The sequence below is a fragment of the Cupriavidus taiwanensis genome, from assembly GCF_900250075.1.
GTDB classification, from domain to species: domain Bacteria; phylum Pseudomonadota; class Gammaproteobacteria; order Burkholderiales; family Burkholderiaceae; genus Cupriavidus; species Cupriavidus taiwanensis_C.
Genome location: NZ_LT977070.1, coordinates 3,072,514 through 3,092,940 on the forward strand (window position 1 = coordinate 3,072,514; position 20,427 = coordinate 3,092,940).

20 protein-coding genes are annotated in these 20,427 nt (G+C 69.0%); 14 read left to right on the top strand and 6 right to left on the bottom strand.

What is annotated here, in order from left to right:
* Positions 1-27 precede the first annotated feature (27 nt).
* Positions 28-876, top strand: coding sequence for a SirB1 family protein (locus tag CBM2588_RS14335; protein ID WP_062801644.1), 849 nt, complete (start codon positions 28-30; stop codon positions 874-876).
* A gap of 20 nt (positions 877-896) precedes the next feature.
* On the opposite strand, the gene CBM2588_RS14340 is transcribed toward CBM2588_RS14335, so the two are convergent.
* Positions 897-1,550 (bottom strand): VTT domain-containing protein, encoded by a 654-nt coding sequence (locus tag CBM2588_RS14340; protein ID WP_018007966.1) that lies wholly within the window; start codon positions 1,548-1,550, stop codon positions 897-899.
* A 164-nt stretch (positions 1,551-1,714) separates the two neighbouring features.
* Here CBM2588_RS14340 and mutL point away from each other — a divergent pair, with 164 nt between their 5' ends.
* The 4 genes from mutL to CBM2588_RS14360 all read left to right on the top strand — a co-directional run bounded on the left by mutL (position 1,715) and on the right by CBM2588_RS14360 (position 6,130).
* Positions 1,715-3,697 carry a DNA mismatch repair endonuclease MutL gene (mutL, locus tag CBM2588_RS14345; RefSeq protein ID WP_115681053.1) on the top strand — a complete coding sequence of 661 codons (1,983 nt, stop codon included), beginning with the start codon at positions 1,715-1,717 and terminating at the stop codon, positions 3,695-3,697.
* A 32-nt stretch (positions 3,698-3,729) separates the two neighbouring features.
* Positions 3,730-4,698 carry a tRNA (adenosine(37)-N6)-dimethylallyltransferase MiaA gene (gene miaA, locus CBM2588_RS14350; RefSeq protein WP_115681054.1) on the top strand — a complete coding sequence of 323 codons (969 nt, stop codon included), beginning with the start codon at positions 3,730-3,732 and terminating at the stop codon, positions 4,696-4,698.
* Positions 4,699-4,777: 79 nt separating this feature from the next.
* A complete protein-coding gene (locus tag CBM2588_RS14355) occupies positions 4,778-5,290 on the top strand; it encodes a GNAT family N-acetyltransferase (protein WP_115681055.1) in 513 nt (170 codons plus the stop codon).
* A gap of 96 nt (positions 5,291-5,386) precedes the next feature.
* The gene (locus CBM2588_RS14360; protein WP_115681056.1) at positions 5,387-6,130 is read left to right on the top strand and encodes a GntR family transcriptional regulator; all 744 of its coding nucleotides are present in this window, start codon (positions 5,387-5,389) and stop codon (positions 6,128-6,130) included.
* A gap of 37 nt (positions 6,131-6,167) precedes the next feature.
* Here the strand turns inward: CBM2588_RS14360 and CBM2588_RS14365 are convergent, their stop codons facing one another.
* The 5 genes from CBM2588_RS14365 to purM all read right to left on the bottom strand — a co-directional run bounded on the left by CBM2588_RS14365 (position 6,168) and on the right by purM (position 12,546).
* Positions 6,168-6,911 (bottom strand): aspartate/glutamate racemase family protein, encoded by a 744-nt coding sequence (locus CBM2588_RS14365; RefSeq protein ID WP_115681057.1) that lies wholly within the window; start codon positions 6,909-6,911, stop codon positions 6,168-6,170.
* A 9-nt stretch (positions 6,912-6,920) separates the two neighbouring features.
* The gene (locus CBM2588_RS14370; protein ID WP_115681058.1) at positions 6,921-8,312 is read right to left on the bottom strand and encodes an amidase; all 1,392 of its coding nucleotides are present in this window, start codon (positions 8,310-8,312) and stop codon (positions 6,921-6,923) included.
* A 42-nt stretch (positions 8,313-8,354) separates the two neighbouring features.
* Positions 8,355-9,791 (bottom strand): dihydropyrimidinase, encoded by a 1,437-nt coding sequence (hydA, locus tag CBM2588_RS14375; protein WP_115681059.1) that lies wholly within the window; start codon positions 9,789-9,791, stop codon positions 8,355-8,357.
* Positions 9,792-9,831: 40 nt separating this feature from the next.
* Positions 9,832-11,160, bottom strand: a complete 1,329-nt coding sequence (locus CBM2588_RS14380; RefSeq protein WP_115681060.1) for an MFS transporter — start codon at positions 11,158-11,160, stop codon at positions 9,832-9,834.
* Between the two features lie 333 nt (positions 11,161-11,493).
* Positions 11,494-12,546, bottom strand: coding sequence for a phosphoribosylformylglycinamidine cyclo-ligase (purM, locus tag CBM2588_RS14385; RefSeq protein ID WP_115681061.1), 1,053 nt, complete (start codon positions 12,544-12,546; stop codon positions 11,494-11,496).
* 191 nt (positions 12,547-12,737) lie between these two features.
* Here purM and CBM2588_RS14390 point away from each other — a divergent pair, with 191 nt between their 5' ends.
* The 9 genes from CBM2588_RS14390 to CBM2588_RS14430 all read left to right on the top strand — a co-directional run bounded on the left by CBM2588_RS14390 (position 12,738) and on the right by CBM2588_RS14430 (position 20,420).
* Complete coding sequence (locus CBM2588_RS14390; protein ID WP_115681062.1) at positions 12,738-13,808, top strand: AI-2E family transporter; 1,071 nt, start codon at positions 12,738-12,740, stop codon at positions 13,806-13,808.
* Between the two features lie 63 nt (positions 13,809-13,871).
* On the top strand, positions 13,872-14,579 hold the full coding sequence (gene hda / locus CBM2588_RS14395) for a DnaA regulatory inactivator Hda (RefSeq protein WP_012353781.1): 708 nt from the start codon (positions 13,872-13,874) through the stop codon (positions 14,577-14,579).
* Between the two features lie 63 nt (positions 14,580-14,642).
* Positions 14,643-15,317, top strand: a complete 675-nt coding sequence (locus CBM2588_RS14400) for an HAD family hydrolase (protein WP_115681063.1) — start codon at positions 14,643-14,645, stop codon at positions 15,315-15,317.
* Position 15,318: 1 nt separating this feature from the next.
* Positions 15,319-16,860 (top strand): polynucleotide adenylyltransferase PcnB, encoded by a 1,542-nt coding sequence (gene pcnB, locus CBM2588_RS14405; RefSeq protein ID WP_115681064.1) that lies wholly within the window; start codon positions 15,319-15,321, stop codon positions 16,858-16,860.
* Entirely contained in the window at positions 16,861-17,400 is a 540-nt protein-coding gene (gene folK, locus CBM2588_RS14410) for a 2-amino-4-hydroxy-6-hydroxymethyldihydropteridine diphosphokinase (protein WP_115681065.1), read from the top strand.
* 56 nt (positions 17,401-17,456) lie between these two features.
* On the top strand, positions 17,457-18,098 hold the full coding sequence (locus CBM2588_RS14415) for a deoxynucleoside kinase (protein WP_115681066.1): 642 nt from the start codon (positions 17,457-17,459) through the stop codon (positions 18,096-18,098).
* Positions 18,099-18,200: 102 nt separating this feature from the next.
* Positions 18,201-19,022, top strand: coding sequence for a 3-methyl-2-oxobutanoate hydroxymethyltransferase (gene panB, locus CBM2588_RS14420; protein WP_115681067.1), 822 nt, complete (start codon positions 18,201-18,203; stop codon positions 19,020-19,022).
* Positions 19,023-19,026: 4 nt separating this feature from the next.
* Complete coding sequence (locus tag CBM2588_RS14425; protein WP_111519219.1) at positions 19,027-19,725, top strand: ABC transporter permease; 699 nt, start codon at positions 19,027-19,029, stop codon at positions 19,723-19,725.
* Positions 19,722-20,420: an ATP-binding cassette domain-containing protein gene (locus CBM2588_RS14430; protein WP_115681068.1), complete on the top strand. Its 699-nt coding sequence runs from the start codon at positions 19,722-19,724 to the stop codon at positions 20,418-20,420. The genes CBM2588_RS14425 and CBM2588_RS14430 overlap by 4 nt, the downstream gene beginning before the upstream one ends.
* The last annotated feature ends 7 nt before the right edge of the window (positions 20,421-20,427 follow it).

Below are 20,427 nucleotides of genomic sequence, written 5' to 3' on the forward strand. Positions count from 1 at the left end.
TGCCGGCGGCTGCACCGGGAAACCGACATGACATCGACCAAAGTCCTGGATTATTTCGCCAGCCTCGTGGCCGACGAAAACGGCATCCCGCTGACCGAGACCGCGCTCTCCATCGCGCAGGATGCCTATCCCGACCTGGACCTGCAGGGCGAACTGGCGGCGCTGGACGTGCTGGCGCTGCGGCTGAAGCGCCGGATTGCCGAAGGCACCCCCGCGATCCAGCGGCTGCGGCTGCTGAACCATTTCTTCTATCGCGATCTGGGCTTCGGCGCCAACGCGAACGACTACTACGACCCCGACAACTCCTACCTGAACGTGGTGCTGCGCCAGCGCCGCGGCATCCCGATCTCGCTCGCGGTGCTGCATATGGAACTGGGCCAGCAGATCGGCCTGCCGCTCAAGGGGGTGTCGTTTCCCAACCATTTCCTGCTGCGCATGACGATCCCGGCCGGCGAGGTGATACTGGACCCGCTCACCGGCGAGACCCTGTCGAAGGAACAGTTGCAGGAAATGCTGGACCCGTACCTGGAGCGCGAGGGCATCAGCGATGCCAGCCAGGTGCCGCTGGGCCTGTTCCTGCGCGCGGCCAGCCACCGCGAGATCATCGCGCGCATGCTGCGCAACCTGAAGGCGATCTATCTGCAGGAATCGCGCTGGCAGCGGCTGCTGGCGGTGCAGAACCGGCTGGTGATCCTGCTGCCGGGTTCGATCGAGGAAGTGCGCGACCGGGGCCTGGCCTATGCCAACCTGGAGTGCTTCCGCCCCGCGCTCGCCGACCTGGAAGCCTATGTCCAGGCCCGCCCGGACGCCGCCGATATCGGCCAGATCCGCGAGCGCATGCCCGCGCTGCGGATGATGAGCCGCAGCCTCAGCTGAGGCTGCTCAACCGGGGCGGCTCAGCGCTCGACGCGCGTAGGCCGGCGGCGGTTGCCGCGCACCAGCTTCCACAGCCCTCCCAGCACCAGCGGCACCACCGCCGCGCCGATGCCGGCCAGCACGATCAGGTTCAGGTACTGGCGGATGAACGGCAGGTTGCCGAAGAAGTAGCCGGCAAAGACCAGGCCGACCACCCATGCCACGGCACCGATCACGTTGAACATCTGGAAGCGCGCGAAGGTCATCTGCGACACCCCGGCCACGAACGGCGCGAAGGTGCGCACGATCGGCACGAAGCGCGCCATCACCAGCGTCTTGCCGCCGTGCCGCTCATAGAAGTCATGGGTGCGGCGCAAGGCATCCTGGTCCAGGAAGCGCCACTGGTGGTCGAACACCTTGGGCCCGATCCAGTTGCCCACCATATAGTTGACGGTATTGCCGGAAATGGCCGCCACCAGCAGCAGGCCGATCAGCACCCATTCGTTCATGGCTCCGGTCGCGCAGAAGGCGCCGGCGATAAACAGCAGCGAGTCGCCCGGCAGGAACGGCAGCACCACCAGCCCGGTCTCGGCAAAAACGATCAGGAACAGGATGGCATAGACCCAGTGGCCGTACTGGTCGATGACCGTGCCGAGGTATTTGTCGACATGCACCAGCATGTCGATGAGCTGCAAAGCGAGATCCAAGTCGTTCCCCGTGTGGTGGTTTGACGGTTTATTCCCATGCGGCGCGATCCCGGATCCACGCCGCCATCGCCTGAATCATACAAGAGCGGCGGCGCCTTTCCCCCACCTCGGCAACCCGTCTGCGTGGGGGAACGTCCACGTATAATCGCCGGATGCCAGCCTCCCCTTCCAGCACTGCCTTGCGCACCACCCAGCAGCCGCGCCCGATCCGGCCGCTGCCGGACCAGCTCATCAGCCAGATCGCCGCCGGCGAAGTGGTCGAACGCCCGGCGTCGGTGGTCAAGGAACTGCTGGAGAACGCGCTCGATGCCGGCGCCACGCAGCTCGGCATCCGCCTGGAGGAAGGCGGCGTGCGGCGCATCGTCATCACCGACAACGGCTGCGGCATTCCCGCCGCCGAGCTGCCGGTGGCGCTGATGCGGCACGCCACCAGCAAGATCGCCTCGCTCGACGAACTCGAATCGGTGCTGACCCTCGGCTTCCGCGGCGAGGCGCTGGCCTCGATCGCATCCGTGTCGCAGATGTCGCTGACCAGCCGCACCGCGGCGGATGCCCATGCCACCCAGGTCAGCGCCGACTCCGGCGCGCTGCAACCCGCTTCCGGCGGTGTAGGCACCACCGTCGACGTGCAGCACCTCTACTTCAACACGCCGGCGCGCAGAAAGTTCCTCAAGACGGAACAAACCGAGCTGGGCCACTGCCTGGAGATGGTCAGGCGCGTGGCGCTGGCACGGCCGGACGTGACCATCTCGGTCCACCACAACGGCAAGCCGCTGGAGCACTGGAATGCCGGCGACGTCGCCACGCGCACGGCGCAGGTGCTGGGCAGCGACTTCGCCCGCGCCCGGCTGGCGCTGGACGAGCACGCCGATACCCTGAGCCTGTACGGCTTTGCCGGGCTGCCCACCGCCTCGCGCGGGCGGCCGGACCAGCAGTACTTCTTTGTCAACGGCCGCTTCGTGCGCGACAAGCTGCTCAACCATGCGGTGCGCAGCGCTTACCAGGACGTGCTGCACGGCGACCGCTTCCCGTCGTACGTGCTGTGCCTGGACCTGCCGCCGGAGATGGTCGACGTCAACGTGCATCCGTCCAAGATCGAGGTGCGCTTCCGCGAATCGCGCGCCGTGCACCAGTTTGTCTACCACGCGGTGCAGCGCTGCCTGGCACGCCAGGCCGGCGCCAACGGCGACAGCCTGCATACCGATGCCGACGGCGAGCTCACGCTGCCGCCGGGCGCCGTACCGCCAGCGGCCGCAGCGCGGCCTGGCACTGGCGGCCCGGGCCAATGGATCAACTATTCCGCGGCCCGCCAGACCGAGCTGGGCATCGCCCAGCCGCGCCAGGCCTACCTGGGCATGGTGCGCGAGGCCACCGCGCCGGCGGCACGCCCATACGGCGCGCCCGCCACGCCCTCCGGCGGCTGGGCCGGCGCGTCGGCGCAACCGCCGGCATGGCTGGCCGACGTCGAGGCGGCGCGCGCCGGCGATGCGCCCGGCCTGCTGGACCGGCTGCCGGCTGCAACGGCGTCCGACCCCACCGGCGCTGCCGACGAACACCCGCTCGGCTATGCCATTGCCCAGCTGCACGGCATCTACGTGCTGGCGCAGAATGCGCGCGGGCTGGTGCTGGTCGACATGCACGCGGCGCACGAGCGCATCCTCTACGAGCAGATCAAGGCCGCCCTGGACGCGCGCGAGCTGGCGGTGCAGTCGCTGCTGCTCCCGGTCACGCTGCCCGCCAGCCCGGTCGAGATCGGCGTCGCCGAAGAACACCAGCAGACGCTGACGCTGCTGGGCTTCGATATCGCCCCGGTGTCGCCCACCACGCTGGCGGTGCGCGCGGTGCCGGCGCTGCTGCAGCAGGCCGATGCCGAGGCGCTGGCGCGCGACGTGCTGCGCGACCTGCACGCCTACGGTGGCTCGCGCGTGCTGGCCGAGCGCCGCAACGAACTGCTTGCGACCCTGGCCTGCCACAGCGCGGTGCGCGCCAACCGCAAGCTCACGGTCGAGGAAATGAACGCGCTGCTGCGCCAGATGGAGCAGACCGAGCGCGCCGACCAGTGCAACCACGGCCGGCCCACCTGGGTGCAGCTGACCGTGACCGAGCTCGACCGGCTGTTCCTGCGCGGGCAATAAGCACGCTCGCATCTTTTGATCCAAGGTTTTCGATGTCCGCCGTACCCCACGATTCCGCCTCGCACCCGCCCCTGGTCTGCCTGCTCGGCCCTACCGCGTCGGGCAAGACCGCCGCCGCGCTGGCGCTGGCGGCCGACGCGCCGGTGGAGATCATCAGCCTGGACTCGGCGCTGGTGTACCGCGAGATGGATATCGGCACCGCCAAGCCCACGCGCGACGAACTGGCCGTGGCGCCGCATCACCTGATCGACATCATCGACCCGGCCGACAGCTACTCGGCCGCGCAGTTTGTCGCCGACGCCGAACGGCTGGTCGCGCAAATCCGGGCGCGTGGCCACGTGCCGCTGATCGTCGGCGGCACCATGCTCTATTACAAGGCGCTGACGCAGGGTCTCAACGACCTGCCGCAGGCCGACGCCGCGCTGCGCGCCGAGCTGGACCAGCTCGCCGCCGAGCGCGGCTGGCCGGCCCTGCATGCGATGCTGGCAGAGGTCGACCCGGTCACCGCGGCGCGGCTCGCACCCAATGATGCGCAGCGCATCCAGCGCGCCCTGGAGATCCACCGGCTGTCCGGCCAGCCGATGTCGGCGCTGCTGGCGCGCCAGGCCGAGGGCCGCACCTTTTCCGGCGCGGCCGACCAGCGCTACCGCGTGATCGCGCTCGAGCCGTCGGACCGGCTGGCGCTGCATGACCGCATCGCCCGGCGCTATGACGCCATGCTGGCGCAAGGCTTTATCGGCGAGGTCGAGCGTCTGCGCGCGCGCGGCGACCTGCATCCGGGGCTGCCGTCGATCCGCTGCGTCGGTTACCGGCAGGTGTGGGAATACCTGGATGGCGAGGCCGACTTTGCCGCCATGCGCGAGCGCGGCATCGCCGCCACGCGCCAGCTGTGCAAGCGCCAGCTGACCTGGCTGCGCAGCACGCCCGAGCGGCTGGTGGTCGATTGCCTGGCGCCCGATTATGTCGACCAGGTGCGCAGGCTGGCGGATTTCGGCCACTGATCCGGTGCCATGCCGGCTGGCATGGCGAGTGACGGACAGGCGATAATTGCCGATCCCTGACCTCGCAAGGCCGACCCGCATGTCCAAGCCCAACTTCACGCTGCGCCCCGCCACCGCCGCCGACAGCGAAACGCTGTTCAACCTGATCCTGGCGCTGGCCGAATACGAAAAGCTGACCCATCTGGTCGAAGCCACGCCGCGGAAGATCGAGGCGGCGCTGTTCGGCGCCACGCCGCATGCCGAGGCCGTGCTGGTGGAGGTCGACACCGATGTCGACGGCAAGGCGGGCCGCAAGGCGGTCGGCTTTGCCCTCTTCTTCCACAACTTCTCGACCTTCCTGGCCAAGCCCGGTCTTTACCTGGAAGACCTGTATGTCGATCCGGCGTGGCGTGGGCACGGCCTGGGCAAGGCCCTGCTCAAGCATCTGGCCGCGCTCGCGCTCGAGCGCGGCTGCGGCCGCTTCGAATGGTCGGTGCTGGACTGGAACCAGCCGTCGATCGACTTCTACCAGGCCATGGGCGCCGACGTGCTCCCTGACTGGCGCATCTGCCGCGTGACCGGCGCGGCCCTGGACCAGCTCGGCGGGAAGTAAGGCGGCAACCGGTCCACCACCGGTGTTATACACTTGATCCGAAACCGCCATACAATGACAGCAACAACTGTCTTTTTCCGGACCGCGCCAACCGCCATGCCACGCACCAAAGCCGAACCGGCCGCCAGGCCCACCGAAGGACTCCCTGAGACCGACGCGGACGGTGCGCGCGGCGCATCGGTCGAGGAAATCGCGGACCGAATCCTGACCGCGATCTGGGAGCACCGCCTGCCGCCGGGCACGAAACTGGTCGAGGAAAAGCTGGGCGGGGTGTTCGGCGTCAGCCGCACCAAGGTGCGGCTGGCCTTCGCCAAGCTGGCGCACGAGGGTGTGCTGACCGTGCATCCCAACCGCGGCACCTTCGTCTCCAGCCCGAGCGTGGCCGAAGCGCGCCAGGTGCTGCATTCCCGCCACCTGCTGGAGCCCGCGCTGGTGCGCGACCTGGCCGGCGCGATCAGCGCCGGGGGCGTGCGCGCGTTGCGCGAGACCACGCGCCAGGAAGCGCAGGCACGAGACAGCAACGACCGCCGCGCCATCATCCGGCTGTCGGGCGAGTTCCACTGCAAGCTGGCGGAAATGACGGGCAACCAGTACCTGGGCAAGTACATGCGCGAGCTGTGCTCGCTGACCTGCCTGATCATTGCGCTGTATGACGCGCCGGGCGTGCCGTCGTGCCCGCATCACGAGCACGACGATATCGTCGATGCGCTGGAAGCCGGCGACGGCGAACGCGCCGCGCGGCTGATGAGCGAGCACCTCGGCCACGTCGAAAGCACGCTGCGCCTGGAGTTGCCCGCCGAGGAAAAGGTGGACCTGGAAGCGGTGTTCGCCGCGGTCTGAACCGCGGCGAACACCTGAAAGCAAGCCGCGGCGCGGCTTAGCGGTGCTCGATGCGCGCCGCCAGCGCCGCCGGCAAACCCAGCGTGGGCTTGGCGTCGGGGCGGCGGAAGGTGCCCGCGGTGGCCTTGCGGGGCTGCAGGGCAACCAGCGCCTCGGCCTGCTTGACGGCGGCGGCCATCTGGTCGACCACCGGCACCGGAATGCGGTCGCGCACGCGCGCGGCCAGGCCGGCCAGCGGCGCGCCGGCCAGGATCACCACGTCGGCCTCGTCTTCCACCACGGCGCGGTTGGCCAGTTCCACCAGCACGGCTTCCTTCTCTTCCTGCACGTCCGACACCGAGGCAAAGCTGCCGTCGAGCATGCGGATGCCGGCCAGCCGGCCGCGCAGCCCGTGCATGTCGACGCACTCCTCGTACCAGGGGCCCAGCGCGCGCGCAAAGGTGACGATGGCAAAGCGCCGCCCGAGCATGCACGCCGACAGCATCGCCGCCTCGGCCATGCCCACCACGGGCAGGTCGAACAGCTCGCGCGCCCCCATCAGGCCCGGATCGCCGAAGGCGGCGATGACCGCCGCGTCGAACTGGCCGTGATGCTCGGCCAGCATTTCCAGCGCGATGGCGCCGCCGATCTGCGCTTCGGCGCGGGTGGCGATATACGGCACGCCGCGGCTCGCGGTCAGCGGCACCAGCTCGGTGCCGGGCGCGGCGGCCTCGTTCGCGGCGGCCATCAGGCGCGCGGTGATGCCTTCGCTGGTGTTGGGATTCAGAACAAGGATTCGCATGTCAGGGGATCAGGCAGGGTTGACTAAGGACGCCAGCACGTTTTCGGCCAGCTTCGCAGCGGCCAGCACGCTGCGGTCGGCACCGCGCGGGCCGGCGATCTGCAGGCCCACCGGCAGGCCGTCGCGGCCGCTGCCGCAAGGCACCGAGATCGCCGGCGCCAGCGCATGGTTGAAGAAGGGCGTGAATACCGCGTGGGCGCGCGGCTCCACCGCCACGCCGCCGATGCGCTCCGGCCCGAGGCGGTCGTTGCGCCAGGCCACGCACGGCGTGGTGGGGCACAGCAGCAGGTCATAGCGGGCAAAGAAGGCGGCCACCGCCAGCGCGATCTGGCGGCTGGCTTCGCGCGCGCGCGCCACCTCGGCGCCGGTCCAGGCCAGCCCGCGCTCGATCTGGCGCGCGACGTCGGCATCGAATATCTCGGGGTCGCGGCGCCAGGCGTCGCCATAGAGATGGGCCAGGCCGACATGCTGCAGCGGCATCAGCGCGGCCTCGTCGGCGCCCTGCGGCCACGCCGGGTCGGCGCGCTCGATACTCAGCCCCGCGGCCTGCAGGCGCGCCACGGCCTGGTCGAAGGCCTGCGCGACATCGTCGTCGACCAGCGTGTCCAGGCCCAGGCGCGGGCTGACCGCGATCTTCAGCGTATGCAGCGGACGCGCCGCGCCCAGCGAGAAGCCGAGGGTGTCGGGGTCGCGCGGATCGGCGCCGGCCAGCGCCTCGAACATCAGCTCGGCATCGGCCACGGTGCGCGTGATCGGCGCAATCACCTGGATGCCGTTGAAGGCATGGGCGAAGCCGACCGAGTCCGGAATCGCGCCGTAGGAGGGCTTGAAGCCGACCACGCCGGCGTGCGCGGGCGGACGCCGGCTGGAGCCGCCGCCATCGGTACCCAGCGCCAGCGGCGCCATCCCCGCCGCCACCGCTACCGCGCAACCGCCCGACGAGCCGCCCGCGGTCAGCGTGGGGTCGAGCGGATGGCGCGTCAGGCCGTAGACCTTGTTGGTGGTCAGCCCCTTGCAGGCGAACTCCGAGGTGTTGCCCATGCCGAGCACGATCGCGCCGGCGCGGCGCAGGCGCTCGACCGCGATCGCGTCGGCGGGTGCGATGAAGTCGCGGTACAGCTGCGAGCCCTGCGTCACGCGCCGGCCCTGGCTCCAGATCACGTCCTTGACGATCACCGGCACGCCCGCCAGCAGCGGGCGCTCGCCCTGCGCCAGGCGCGCGCGCAGTTGCGCCAGGTCGGCATCGACCAGTTCCTGGCGTTGTTCGAAGACGGCGTTGAGCTGGTCGTTGCGCGCCGCGATGCGGGCCTGGAAGGCCGCTGCCACCTCGGCGGGGTCGAGGCGCCCGGCGGCGACGCGGGCCGCGATGGTGGCGGCGTCGAGGCGATTGGTCAGTTCCATGTCTACAGTGTCGGTCAAGCTATCGATCACGCAAGGCGGCGTTCACAGGCTGCCGCCCGAAGTGCGGTAGCGCGGCCGCGCCATTTCGGGCAGGCCGCATGGCAGGAACTCGCCGTGGCCGGCCTCGGCCATGACCTCGCCCTCGTGCGCCACCACCTTGCCGCGCACCAGCGTGGTCACCGGCCAGCCGGTCACGCGCAGGCCCTCGTAGGGGGTGTAGTCGACGGCATGGTGCAGCCCCTCATTGCGGATCGTCACTTCGCGCTGCGGATCCCAGATCGCCAGGTCGGCATCGGCGCCGATGGCGATGGTGCCCTTGCGCGGATGCAGGCCGTAGAGCTTGGCCGGGTTGGTCGAGGTCAGCGCGACGAACTGGTTGACCGAGATGCGGCCGCCCACCACGCCTGCCGAGAACAGCAGCGGCAGCCGCGTCTCGAGTCCGGGGATGCCGTTGGGGATGTACTGGAACGGGACTTCCTGGCCGCCGGGCTTCTTGCCCTGCGCGTCTTCGTAGCGGAACGGTGCATGGTCGGACGAGAAGATGGTGAAGAGGCCGTCGGCCAGGCCGTCCCAGATCACCTGCTGGTTGCTGCGGTCGCGCGGCGGCGGGCTGCACACGCACTTGGCACCGTGGTAGCCGGGCTGGTCGAGGTCTTCGGCGGTCAGGAACAGGTACTGCGGGCAGGTCTCGGCAAAGATCTTCATGCCGCGGTTGCGCGCCCAGCGAATCTGCTCGACCGCCTCCTTGCCCGAGACATGGACGATCAGGATCGGCACGTCGACCAGCTCGGAGAAGGTGATGGCGCGGTGCGTGGCCTCGCGCTCGATCGCCATCGGCCGCGCCAGCGCGTGGAACTTCGGCGCGGTATTGCCGGCCGCCCCGAGCTTGTCGGTGAGCCAGGCGATGCAGTCGGAGTTCTCGGCATGCACCATCACCAGCGCGCCTTCCTGGCGCGCCACCGACAGCACCTCGAGGATCTCGCGGTCGTTCAGCTTGAGGTCGTCGTAGGTCATGTAGATCTTGAACGACGAATAGCCTTCGCGGATCAGGCCCGGCAGCTCGTCGTTCAGCACCGCCTCGGTCGGGTCGCCCACGATCAGGTGGAAGGCGTAGTCGACCACCGACTTGCCGCCGGCGCGGCGATGGTAGTCGGCCACCGCGGCGCGCAGCGAATGGCCCTTCTCCTGCGCGGCGAAGGGAATCACGGTGGTGGTGCCGCCGCACGCCGCCGAGACCGAGCCGGTGCGGAAGTCATCCGCCATGCGCAGGCCGTCCGGCATCGGCTGGTCCAGGTGGCAGTGCGCATCGACGCCGCCGGGCAGCACCAGCTTGCCGCCGGCGTCGATCACCTGCGCGGCCTCGCCCAGGTCGTGGCCAAGCTGCACGATGCGGCCGCCGGCGATGCCGATATCGCATTGCATGGTGTCGCTGGCGGTGACGACGGTGCCGTTGCGGATGATGAGGTCGAACTGTTTCACGGTACGGTTTGGTTGTGAGGACAAGGAGAGCGGCCGCGCTTCAGCGGTCGGCGTCGGACAGGTGCATGCGCGCGGTTTCACGCGCCGCGAACGCCGCCACCGCGATCAGCGCGCACACCGCTGCCAGGTAGAGCGCCACCGGCATGGTGTTGCCGAAGCGGTCGAGCAGGCCGACGGCGATCAGCGGAGCGAGCGCGCCGCCGAACACGCCGGCGAACTGGAAGCCGAGCGAGGCACCGGTGACGCGCACCCGGGTGGCGAACAGCTCGGGCAGGAACGAGGCCAGCGGCGAGAACATGAACGACACCAGCACCATGCCGACGAACGAGGCCAGCATGATCAGCGCCGGGCTGCCGGTCTTGACCATGGCGAAGAACACGAACGCCCACACCGCGCCGCCGATGCCGCCGATCATCAGCACCGGGCGGCGGCCGATACGGTCAGCCAGCAGGCCGGCGATCGGGATGAACAGGATCTGCGCCACCGCGCCCAGCAGCACGGCATTGAGCGCGATGCTCTTGGGCAGGCCCAGCTTGGTCGGCACGAAATACAGCAGGAACAGCGTGAACACGTAGAAGGCAATGTCGCCGCCCAGCCGTGCGCCGAACGCAATCAGCAGCTGCTTCTTGTAGTTGCGCAGCACTTCCATGATGGGAGCGCGCGCTTCGGCATGCGATTCCTCCAGCTTCTCGAACATGCCGGATTCGCGCACGTTGGAACGGATATACAGTCCGACGCCGACCAGCAGCGCCGACAGCAGGAACGGCACGCGCCAGCCCCAGCTGAGGAAGGCTTCTTCGGATAGCTGCCACGTCACCAGCGCAAAGATGCCGTTGGCCAGCAACAATCCGATCGGCGCCGCCAGCTGCACCAGGCTGCCGAGGATGCCGCGCCGCTTACCTTCGGGATCGAGTTCGTTGACCATGATCGCGGCCCCGCCCCACTCCCCGCCCAGCGCCAGGCCCTGCACCACGCGCAGCAGCACCAGCAGCAGCGGCGCCAGCGCGCCGGCCGCGGCATAGGTCGGCAGCAGGCCGATGCCGAAGGTGGCCAGGCCCATCATCAGCAGCGTGATGATCAGGATCGACTTGCGGCCCATCTTGTCGCCGTAGTGGCCGAAGATGGCCGCGCCCAGCGGCCGCGCCACGAACGCGACGCCATAGCTGGCGAAGGACAGCAGCGTCGCGGTCAGCGGATCGCTCTGCGGGAAGAACAGCTTGGGGAAGACCAGCGCGGCGGCCGATCCGTAGATGAAATGGTCGTAGAACTCGAGCGTGGTGCCGGCCAGGCTGGCCCCGGCGACGCGCGCGACTGACTGTTTGCTGGCCGACGTGCCCTTTTCCGCCGCGTCGATGCTGACTGCTTGCATGGTGGTCCTCCAATGGTCCCTGGCCTGCCCGCTGCGCACCGGTCGCCGGATGCGCGCTGGGTTGTCTCCGGACGGGCATGCGTGTGCCTCGTCTTTGCTCAGTACATTAGGCCATAAACCGCCATACAATCAAGAGAAATATTGTTTGTCAGAAATGGTGCATATGCATGCTGGAATTTGGTGCGATGCACTAAAGCGGCACCGTCCCCCACATGGCGGCACCGAGTTCGGGTAAACACCTACCCCTCTCCGCCAGCGCGTGCGGACGAAAAAAAACGGCGCATGCCCGAAGGCATGCGCCGTTTTCTGTATGCGTGAAACGCTGAGTTCGCGTCAGATCACGATGGTCTGGGCCTCGCCCTCGGCGCGTTCGCGGATCTCGCCGATCTGCCACACGGCTTCGCCGGCCGCCTGCAGGTGGCGGATGGCGCGTTCGGCGTCTTCCTTCGCCACGATCACCACCATGCCGATGCCGCAGTTGAAGACGCGGTGCATTTCGTCGTCGGCCACGCGGCCCTGCGCCTGCAGCCACTGGAACAGCGGCGGCAGGGTCCAGGCATCGCGGTGCAGCACGGCCGTCACGTTCTGGGCCAGCACGCGCGGCACGTTTTCGGTCAGGCCGCCGCCGGTGATGTGGGCCATGCCCTTGACCGGCAGGGTTTCGATCAGCGACAGCAGCGGCTTCACGTAGATCCGCGTCGGCGCCATGATCGCGTCCTGCAGGCGCTGGCCGTGGAAGTCGGCGTTCAGGTCCGGCCTGGCCACCTCGATGATCTTGCGCACCAGCGAGTAACCGTTGGAATGCGCGCCCGACGAGGCCAGGCCCAGCACCACGTCGCCCGGGGTGATGGTGCTGCCGTCGATGATCTTCTTCTTCTCGACCGCGCCGACGGCAAAGCCGGCCAGGTCGTATTCGCCGTCCGGGTACATGCTCGGCATTTCGGCGGTCTCGCCGCCGATCAGCGCGCAGCCGGCCAGTTCGCAGCCGCGGGCAATGCCCTGGATCACGGTGGCGGCGGTGTCGACGTCCAGCTTGCCGCAGGCGAAATAGTCGAGGAAGAACAGCGGCTCGGCGCCCTGCACCAGGATGTCGTTGACGCTCATGGCGACCAGGTCCTGGCCCACGGTGTCATGGCGGTTCAGCTGGAACGCCAGCTTGAGCTTGGTGCCCACGCCATCGGTGCCCGACACCAGCACCGGCTCCTGGAACTTCTTCGACAGCTCGAACAGCGCACCGAACCCGCCGATGCCCGCCATCACGCCCTCGCGCATGGTGCGCTTGGCAAACGGCTTGATGCGGTCGACCAGCGCGTCGCCGGCATCGATGTCAACACCGGCGTCGCGGTAGGAAAGGCCTGCCTGGCCGGCGGTCGGGGATGCGCTCATGGGAACCTGCTTGTCCTGGAGGAAATAAAGTGAGGAATTCGGCTCTCGGGCCACCGTCGCCTCCGTCGCTTGGCATCGGAAGGCGGGCGCGAGTCCAGTAGAATCGCAATTTTAACGGATAGAGGCCCCCCGCTTCCAGTTTCCGGCGAGATCGCGCCGCAAACGGCGCTGCCGCCCCCTCCCAACCCTTGATGAATGCCCCGCTGTTGAACCAAGAGGCCAAGCGCATCCTGCTGTGGATCGTCGTGGCCGTGGCGCTGTTCGCCGCCATCCTCGCGCTGGCGCCGGTGCTGACGCCGTTCCTGTTCGCATTCATCTTCGCCTATATCCTGAACCCCGGCGTCGACTGGCTGCAGCGCCGCCGGGTGCCGCGCGCGATCGGCGTGACGCTGATGATCCTGCTGCTGACGGTGGTCTGCGTGATGCTGGTGCTGCTGCTGATCGCGGTGCTCCAGCGCGAGATCCCGCAGGTGCGCGAGCAGTTGCCGATCCTGCTGAAGAAGCTCAATTCGGTGGTGTCGCCGCGGCTGGCCGAGTTCGGCGTGCGCGTGCGCTTCGACTTCCCCGGACTGCGCAACATGATGTCGGACCGCTTCGCCGCCAGCCCGGAAGACCTGCTGGTGGTGCTGCTGAACTACGTCAAGATGTCGGGTTCGGCGCTGATCACGGTGGCGGGCATCGTCTTCATCGTGCCCATCGTCATGTTCTACCTGATGATGGACTGGCACATGGTGATGCGCCGCATCGAGGGCGTGGTGCCGCGCCGCTGGGTGCCCAAGGTGCGCGAGCTGACCAACGAGACCGACGCGCTGCTGTCGCAATACCTGCGCGGCCAGATCCTGGTGATGGTGATCCTGGCGGCGATCTACTCGATCGGTCTTACCATCGCCGGCTTCGATATCGGCGTGCCGGTCGGGGTCTTCACCGGGCTGGCGGTGTTTATCCCGTATATTGGCTTCGGCGTCGGCCTGGTGATGGCGATCCTGGCCGCGCTGCTGCAGTTCGGCAACTGGTACGGACTGGCGGCGGTGGCGGTGGTCTACGGCTTCGGCCAGTTCATCGAGAGCTTCTACCTGACGCCAAGGCTGGTCGGCGAGCGCATCGGCCTGCACCCGCTGGTGGTGATCTTCGCGCTGCTCGCCTTCGGCCAGCTGTTCGGCTTCTTCGGCGTGCTGCTGGCGCTGCCGACCTGCGCCGTGCTGCTGGTGGGGGCGCGCCAGCTGCGGCGGGTTTACCTGGCCAGCGATCTCTATCGAAAATAACGGCTGGCGCCCGCTACCCGCTGCTGCCCGCTCCACGAATCTAGCCGAAGTTAGCCATACGTCATGTCCCCGCGTCCCAAGCAATTGTCGCTCGAGCTGGGCAGCCCGCCGCCTTCGACCTTCGAGAATTTCGTGGTGGCGTCCAACCGCGAGGCGGTGCAGCGGCTGCGCGAATTGCCGCCCGCGCTCGCGCAGGAGCACGCCAGCGACCGCCTGATCTACCTGTGGGGCGAGGTCGGCTGCGGCCGCACCCATCTGCTGCATGCGGTGTGCGAGGCCGGGCCGCAGCACGGCATCCGCTGCCGCTACCTGAGCCCGCACCATCCGCTGTCCGATTTCCTGTTCGACCCCTGGTGCCAGCTCTACACCGTCGATGACGTCGAGCTGCTCGACGAAGCGCGCCAGATCGCGGTGTTCTCGCTCTACAACGAGGTGCGCGCGCACGGGCGCACCGCGCTGGTGGTGGCGGGCGGCCTGGCGCCGCGCGCGATGCCGGTGCGCGAGGACCTGCGCACGCGGCTGGGCTGGGGCCTGGTGTACCAGGTCGCGCCGTTGTCCGACGACGACAAGAAGGCCGCCGTGCTCCATGCGGCACGCGAGCGCGGCCTGCAGCTGTCGCCCGAGATCACGCACTGGCTGGTGACGCGGCATTACCGCGACATGCCCAGCCTGATGGCGCTGCTGGATGCGCTCGACACCTATTCGCTCGAACGCAAGCGGCCGGTCACGCTGCCGCTGCTGCGCGAGATGTTCGCCGAATTCCGGGATTAGACGGCGGCCCCGGCACCGCATGCTCCCCTCCCCCCATCCTGCCTTCAGGTAAAATCGCCGCCCATGAATCTGGCACTCTTTGACCTCGACCACACCCTGATCCCGACCGACAGCGACCATGAATGGGGCCGCTTCCTGGTCCGCCTGGGCGTCGTCGACGAGGTAATCTACCGGCAGAAGAACGACGAGTTCTACGGCCACTACAAGGCCGGCACGCTCGATATCCAGGCCTTCCTGCGCTTCGCGCTGGCGCCGCTGGCGGCCAATCCGCGCGACCGGCTCGATGCCATGCGGGTGCGCTTCATGCACGAGGTGATCGACCCGGTGATCACGCCACAGGCGCGCGCGCTGGTCTACAAGCACCTCGAAGCCGGCGACCTGTGCGCCGTGGTCACCGCCACCAACAGCTTCGTCACCGCGCCGATCGCCGCCGCCTTCGGCATCAAGCACCTGATCGCGACCGAGCCGGCCACCGTCGATGGCAAGCCCGAGAGCCAGTTCACCGGCGAGGTTGAGGGCGTGCCCAGCTTCCGCGAAGGCAAGATCACCCGCGTCGAAGCCTGGCTCAAGGCCCAGGGCGCGGGCTGGGACAACTTCGAGACCACCACTTTCTACAGCGACTCGGCCAACGACCTGCCCCTGCTGGAGAAGGTCACCGAGCCGATCGCCACCAACCCGGACGATCGCCTGCGCCACCACGCCGCCGCGGCCGGCTGGCGCATCATGGATCTGTTCTGACGTGATCAAGAAGCTCATTACCCGGCTGCTGGGCAAACCCGGCCCCAAGCAGCGCCGTACCGGCCGCGCCCATACGCCGCGCATCGTCAACGTGGACGAGCACCAGATCGACCCCACGCTGCTGTCGCGCAATGCCGTCAAGGTCACCTCCACGCTGCAGCAGGCCGGCTACCAGGCCTATATCGTCGGCGGCGCCGTGCGCGACCTGCTGCTCGGCATCAAGCCCAAGGACTTCGACGTCGCCACCAATGCCACGCCCGAGCAGGTGCAGTCGCTGTTCCGGCGCTCGCGCATCATCGGCCGGCGCTTCCAGATCGTGCACGTGACCTTCTACGGCGGGCGCGAGCAGGAAATCATCGAGGTCTCGACCTTCCGTGCGCTGGTCGACGCCATCGCCAGCGAGACCCTGCCCGAAGGCCGCCGCCTGAAGCGTGCCGAGCTCGACAGCAAGACCCATGCGATCGACGCCTCGGGCCGCGTGCTGCGCGACAACGTGTGGGGCTCGCAGGCCGAAGACGCGGAACGCCGCGACTTCACCATCAACGCGATGTACTACGACCCGGCCGCGCAGACCGTGCATGACTACCATCACGGCATGGAAGACATCCGCGCGCGCCTGCTGCGCATGATCGGCGACCCGGCCACGCGCTATCGCGAAGACCCGGTGCGGATGCTGCGCGTGGTGCGCTTCGCCGCCAAGACCGGCTTCGATATCGACGAGGCCACGCGCCTGCCGATCGCCGGCCTGGCCGAACTGATCCACAACGTGCCGAGCGCGCGCCTGTTCGACGAGATGCTCAAGCTGCTGATGTCCGGCCACGCCTGGGCCTCGCTGCAGGAGCTGCGCAAGGCCGGCCTGCACAAGGGCCTGCTGCCGCTGCTGGACGTGGCGCTGGAGCAACCCATGGGCCAGCGCTTCGTGCAGCTGGCGCTGGACAACACCGACCGCCGCGTGCAGGCCGGCAAGCCGGTGTCGCCGGGCTTCCTGTTCGCCGCGCTGCTGTGGCACCACGTGCTGCAGCGCTGGAACAAGCTGCGCGACGAGGGCGAGCACGCCATCGCCGCGCTCAACGCCGCCATGGACACGGTGCTGGAAAAGCAGACCGGCCAGCTCGCGATCCAGCGCCGCTTTGTCACCGACATGCGCGATATCTGGGGCATGCAGCCGCGCTTCGAAAAGCGCGTCGGCCGCATGCCGTTCCGGCTGCTGGAATCGCCGCGCTTCCGCGCCGGCTACGATTTCCTGGCGCTGCGCTGCCAGTCGGGCGAGCTGCCGGAAGAGCTGGCCGCCTGGTGGAATGATTTCCAGAACGCCGAGCCGCATGAGCGCGAAGACCTGATCGACGCGGTGCGCAGCGCGCGCGGCCAGGGTGGCGGCCAGGCTGGCGGCCAAGGTAGCGCCCAGGGTGCGGAAGGCGAAGGCCCGGCCCGCAAGAAGCGCCGCCGGCGCGGTCCGCGGAAATCGGATAAAGTTTCTTCCCGGAGCGACTCGGACGCGGGCGAGGCAGCACATGCCGGCCCCGGCCAGCCGGAGGAAACGTAAATGACTCTCGCCTTCATCGGCATCGGCGCAAATATTGGCGATGCCCGCCAGGCCATCAAGGACGCCATCGTGTGCCTGGCCCAGCAGGTCGGCATCACGGTGCTGGCGCGTTCCTCGCTCTATCGCACCGCGCCGGTCGATGCCGGCGGCGACGATTACTACAACGCGGTGGTCAAGGTGCAGACCTCGTTCACCGCATCGCAGCTGCTGCGCATCTGCCACCACATCGAAGACCAGTTCGGCCGCGAGCGCCCGTTCCGCAACGCGCCGCGCACGCTGGACCTGGACCTGCTGCTGTTCGGCGACGAACAGCACGACCACGAGCACCTGACCGTGCCGCACCCGCGCCTGACCGAGCGTGCCTTCACGCTGGTGCCGCTGCTGGAGCTGGACGCCGCGCTGGCGATCCCGGGGCGGGGCCGCGCCGCCGACTACCTGGCCGGCGTGGGCGCGCAGCGCATCGAGAAGGTTTCCACCTGCAAGTGCCTGCGCATGCAGGCCGCCGCCGGCGAGCCCGACCGTGGCGGCACCCCCGGCTGAGCCCGCCCGGCAGCGCCCGCGGCGCTGCCATCCTCCACACTGACGCCCGGAGCGCCATGCTCGATCACCTGCGCCGCATTGTCGTCGAAGGCCCCGTCGGATCCGGCAAGACCTCGCTGGCCCAGCGCCTGGCGCGCACGCTGCAGGCGCAGGAACTGCCCGACCACGCGCGCCGCAGCCCGTTTCTCGAGCCGTTCTACCGCGACCCCGCGCGCCATGCGCTGGCGCTGCAGCTGTGGTGCCTGACCCAGCGCGCGGTGCAGCTGCAGCAGTGGCAGGCGGGCGTCGCCTCGGGCCAGCGCATGGTCAGCAACTTCCTGATCGCCAAAGACCGCCTGCATGCCGCGCTGACGCTGTCCGAGGACGAACTGGCGCTGTACGACGCCATCGCCGCGCGGCTGGCGCTGCCGCCGCAACGCGCCGACCTGGTGATCGTGCTGCAGGCAACCCCCTCGCTCTTGCGCGAGCGCATCGTGCGCCGTGGCGAGCCCGGCGAGGCCGGCATCGACGAACACTACCTGCAGCGCCTGGCCGGCGCCTATGGCGAACTGTTCCACCGCTACGACGACGCCCCGGTGCTGGTGGTCGACACCGCCCACTTCAATCCGGTGGACAATGACGACGATTTCCGTACACTACTGTCGCGCATCGAAAACATGCGCGGCCGCAAGGCCTTTCTCAATCTCGCCGCGCCCTGACAGGCATCCTCGCCTGCCAGACACAACACAATAACGACGGCTGTCGTTGCCGTGCGGGCAGCCCTCCCGGCACCGGCAAGGCCGTCCTACACGGGCACTGCCATGAGCTACCTCCTCGACCCCTCCCGCAAGACCATCACGATTCCCAAACTGCAGGCGATGCGTGACGCCGGCGAGAAAATCGCCATGCTGACCGCGTACGACTCCAGCTTCGCCGCGCTGCTCGACTACTGCGGCGTCGAGATGATCCTGGTGGGCGACTCGCTGGGCAATGTGATGCAGGGCCAGCAGACCACGCTGCCGGTCACGCTGGAACAGATGGCCTACCACACCGAATGCGCCGCGCGCGGCAACCAGACCGCGCTGCTGCTGACCGACCTGCCGTTCGGCACCTATCCGACCCCGGAAGCCGCGTTCGCCAGCGCCGTCACGCTGATGAAGGCGGGCGCACAGATGGTCAAGCTCGAAGGCGGCGACTGGCTCGCGCCGATCGTCAGGTTCCTGGTCGAGCGCAGCATCCCGGTGTGCGCGCATATCGGCCTGACGCCGCAATCGGTGCACGCGCTGGGCGGCTTCAAGGTGCAGGGCAAGACCGACGCCGGCGCGGCCCAGCTCCGGCGCGATGCGCTGGCGCTGCAGGCCGCCGGCGCCCAGGTGGTGCTGATGGAAGCGGTGCCCGCCGCGCTGGCCGGCGAGATCACGCAGTCGCTGGCGGTGCCCACCATCGGCATCGGCGCCGGCGCCGACTGCACGGGCCAGGTGCTGGTGCTGCAGGACATGCTCAACATCTATCCGGGCCGCAAGGCCAAGTTCGTGCGCAACTTCATGGACGGCCAGCAGTCGATCGAGGCCGCGGTGCGCGCCTACGTGGCCGCCGTCAAGGACGGCAGCTTCCCCGCCGTCGAGCACACCTTCTCCGCCTGACGCGGTGGAGATCGGCAGCGCCACCGCCGAAGCCTTCCGCCTGCTGGCCAGCGGCGACGCCGGCCTGTGGTTCATCGTCTGGACCTCGCTGGTGGTGGCGGTGCTGGGGCTGGCGATTGCCACCGTGCCGGCCATCGCCGCGGCGTGGCTGATCGCCACGCGCCAGTTCCCGGGCCGCCGCGCCGTGGTGGTGGTGGCGCAGGCCTTCCTGTCGTTCCCGACCGTGCTGGTCGGGCTGATCCTCTACCTGCTGCTGACGCGCCAGGGTCCGCTGGGCAGCCTGCACCTGCTGTTCACCCCTGCCGGCATGGTGCTGGGGCAGGCCGTGATCGGCTTCCCGGTGGTGCTGGCGTTTGCGCTGTCGACGCTGCAGGGCGCCGACGTGCGCCTGCGCGAGACTGCCTGGGTGCTGGGTGCCGGCCGCTGGCGCACCTTCGTCACGGTACTGCGCGAACTGCGCTTCGGGCTGATGGCGGCGGTGGTCGCCGGTTTTGGCCGCGTGATCGCCGAAGTGGGCTCGGCGCTGATGATCGGCGGCAATATCGAGGGCTCTACCCGCACCATCACCACCGCCATCGCGCTGGAAACCAGCAAGGGCGAATTCGCGCAGGGCATTGCGCTGGGCCTGGTGCTGGTGGCGCTGGCGCTGCTGGTCAATATCGGCATGGCCTGGCTGCAGGGTGCCGGGGGCTTTCGCCGATGACACCGACCGTTGCCGCCGACCACGGCCCGCTGCTGATCGTGCGCGGGCTGGCGCGCAGCATCGGCCTGCGCAAGCTGTTTGCGATCGACACGCTGGTGATCCCGCGCGCCACCGCGATCGTCATGACCGGCATGAACGGCGCCGGCAAGACCACGCTGCTGCGCATGCTGGCGGGGCTGGAGCCCGCGCCCGGCGCGGTCGCGCACTGGACCGATGCGCAGGGCCACGCCCACAGCGCGGCGCTGACACCGCTGCCGCCCGCGCTGCGCCGGCGCATTGCCTACCTGCACCAGCATCCCTACCTGTTCCGCACCTCGGTGCGCGAGAACATCGCCTACGGCCTGCGCGCGCGCGGCCTGCCGCGCCATCAGATCGACCTGCGCGTGGGCGAGGCGCTGGGCTGGGCCGGGGTCTCGCACCTGCAGGACACCGCGCCCGAATACCTGTCCGGCGGCGAGATCCAGCGCGTGGCGCTGGCGCGCGCCAAGGTGCTGGAGCCGGAATTGCTGCTGCTCGACGAACCCACCTCCAGCCTGGACGGGCACGCGCGCGAGCAGGTGATCGCACTGGTCGGCGACCTCGCCGCCGAAGGCCGCACCGTGGTGATGATCTGCCACGACCGCGAGCTGATCAACCTGCCGGGCGTGGTGCGGTGGAAACTCGGCGACGGCGTGCTCGACACCCACCACCCCTAGCCACCGC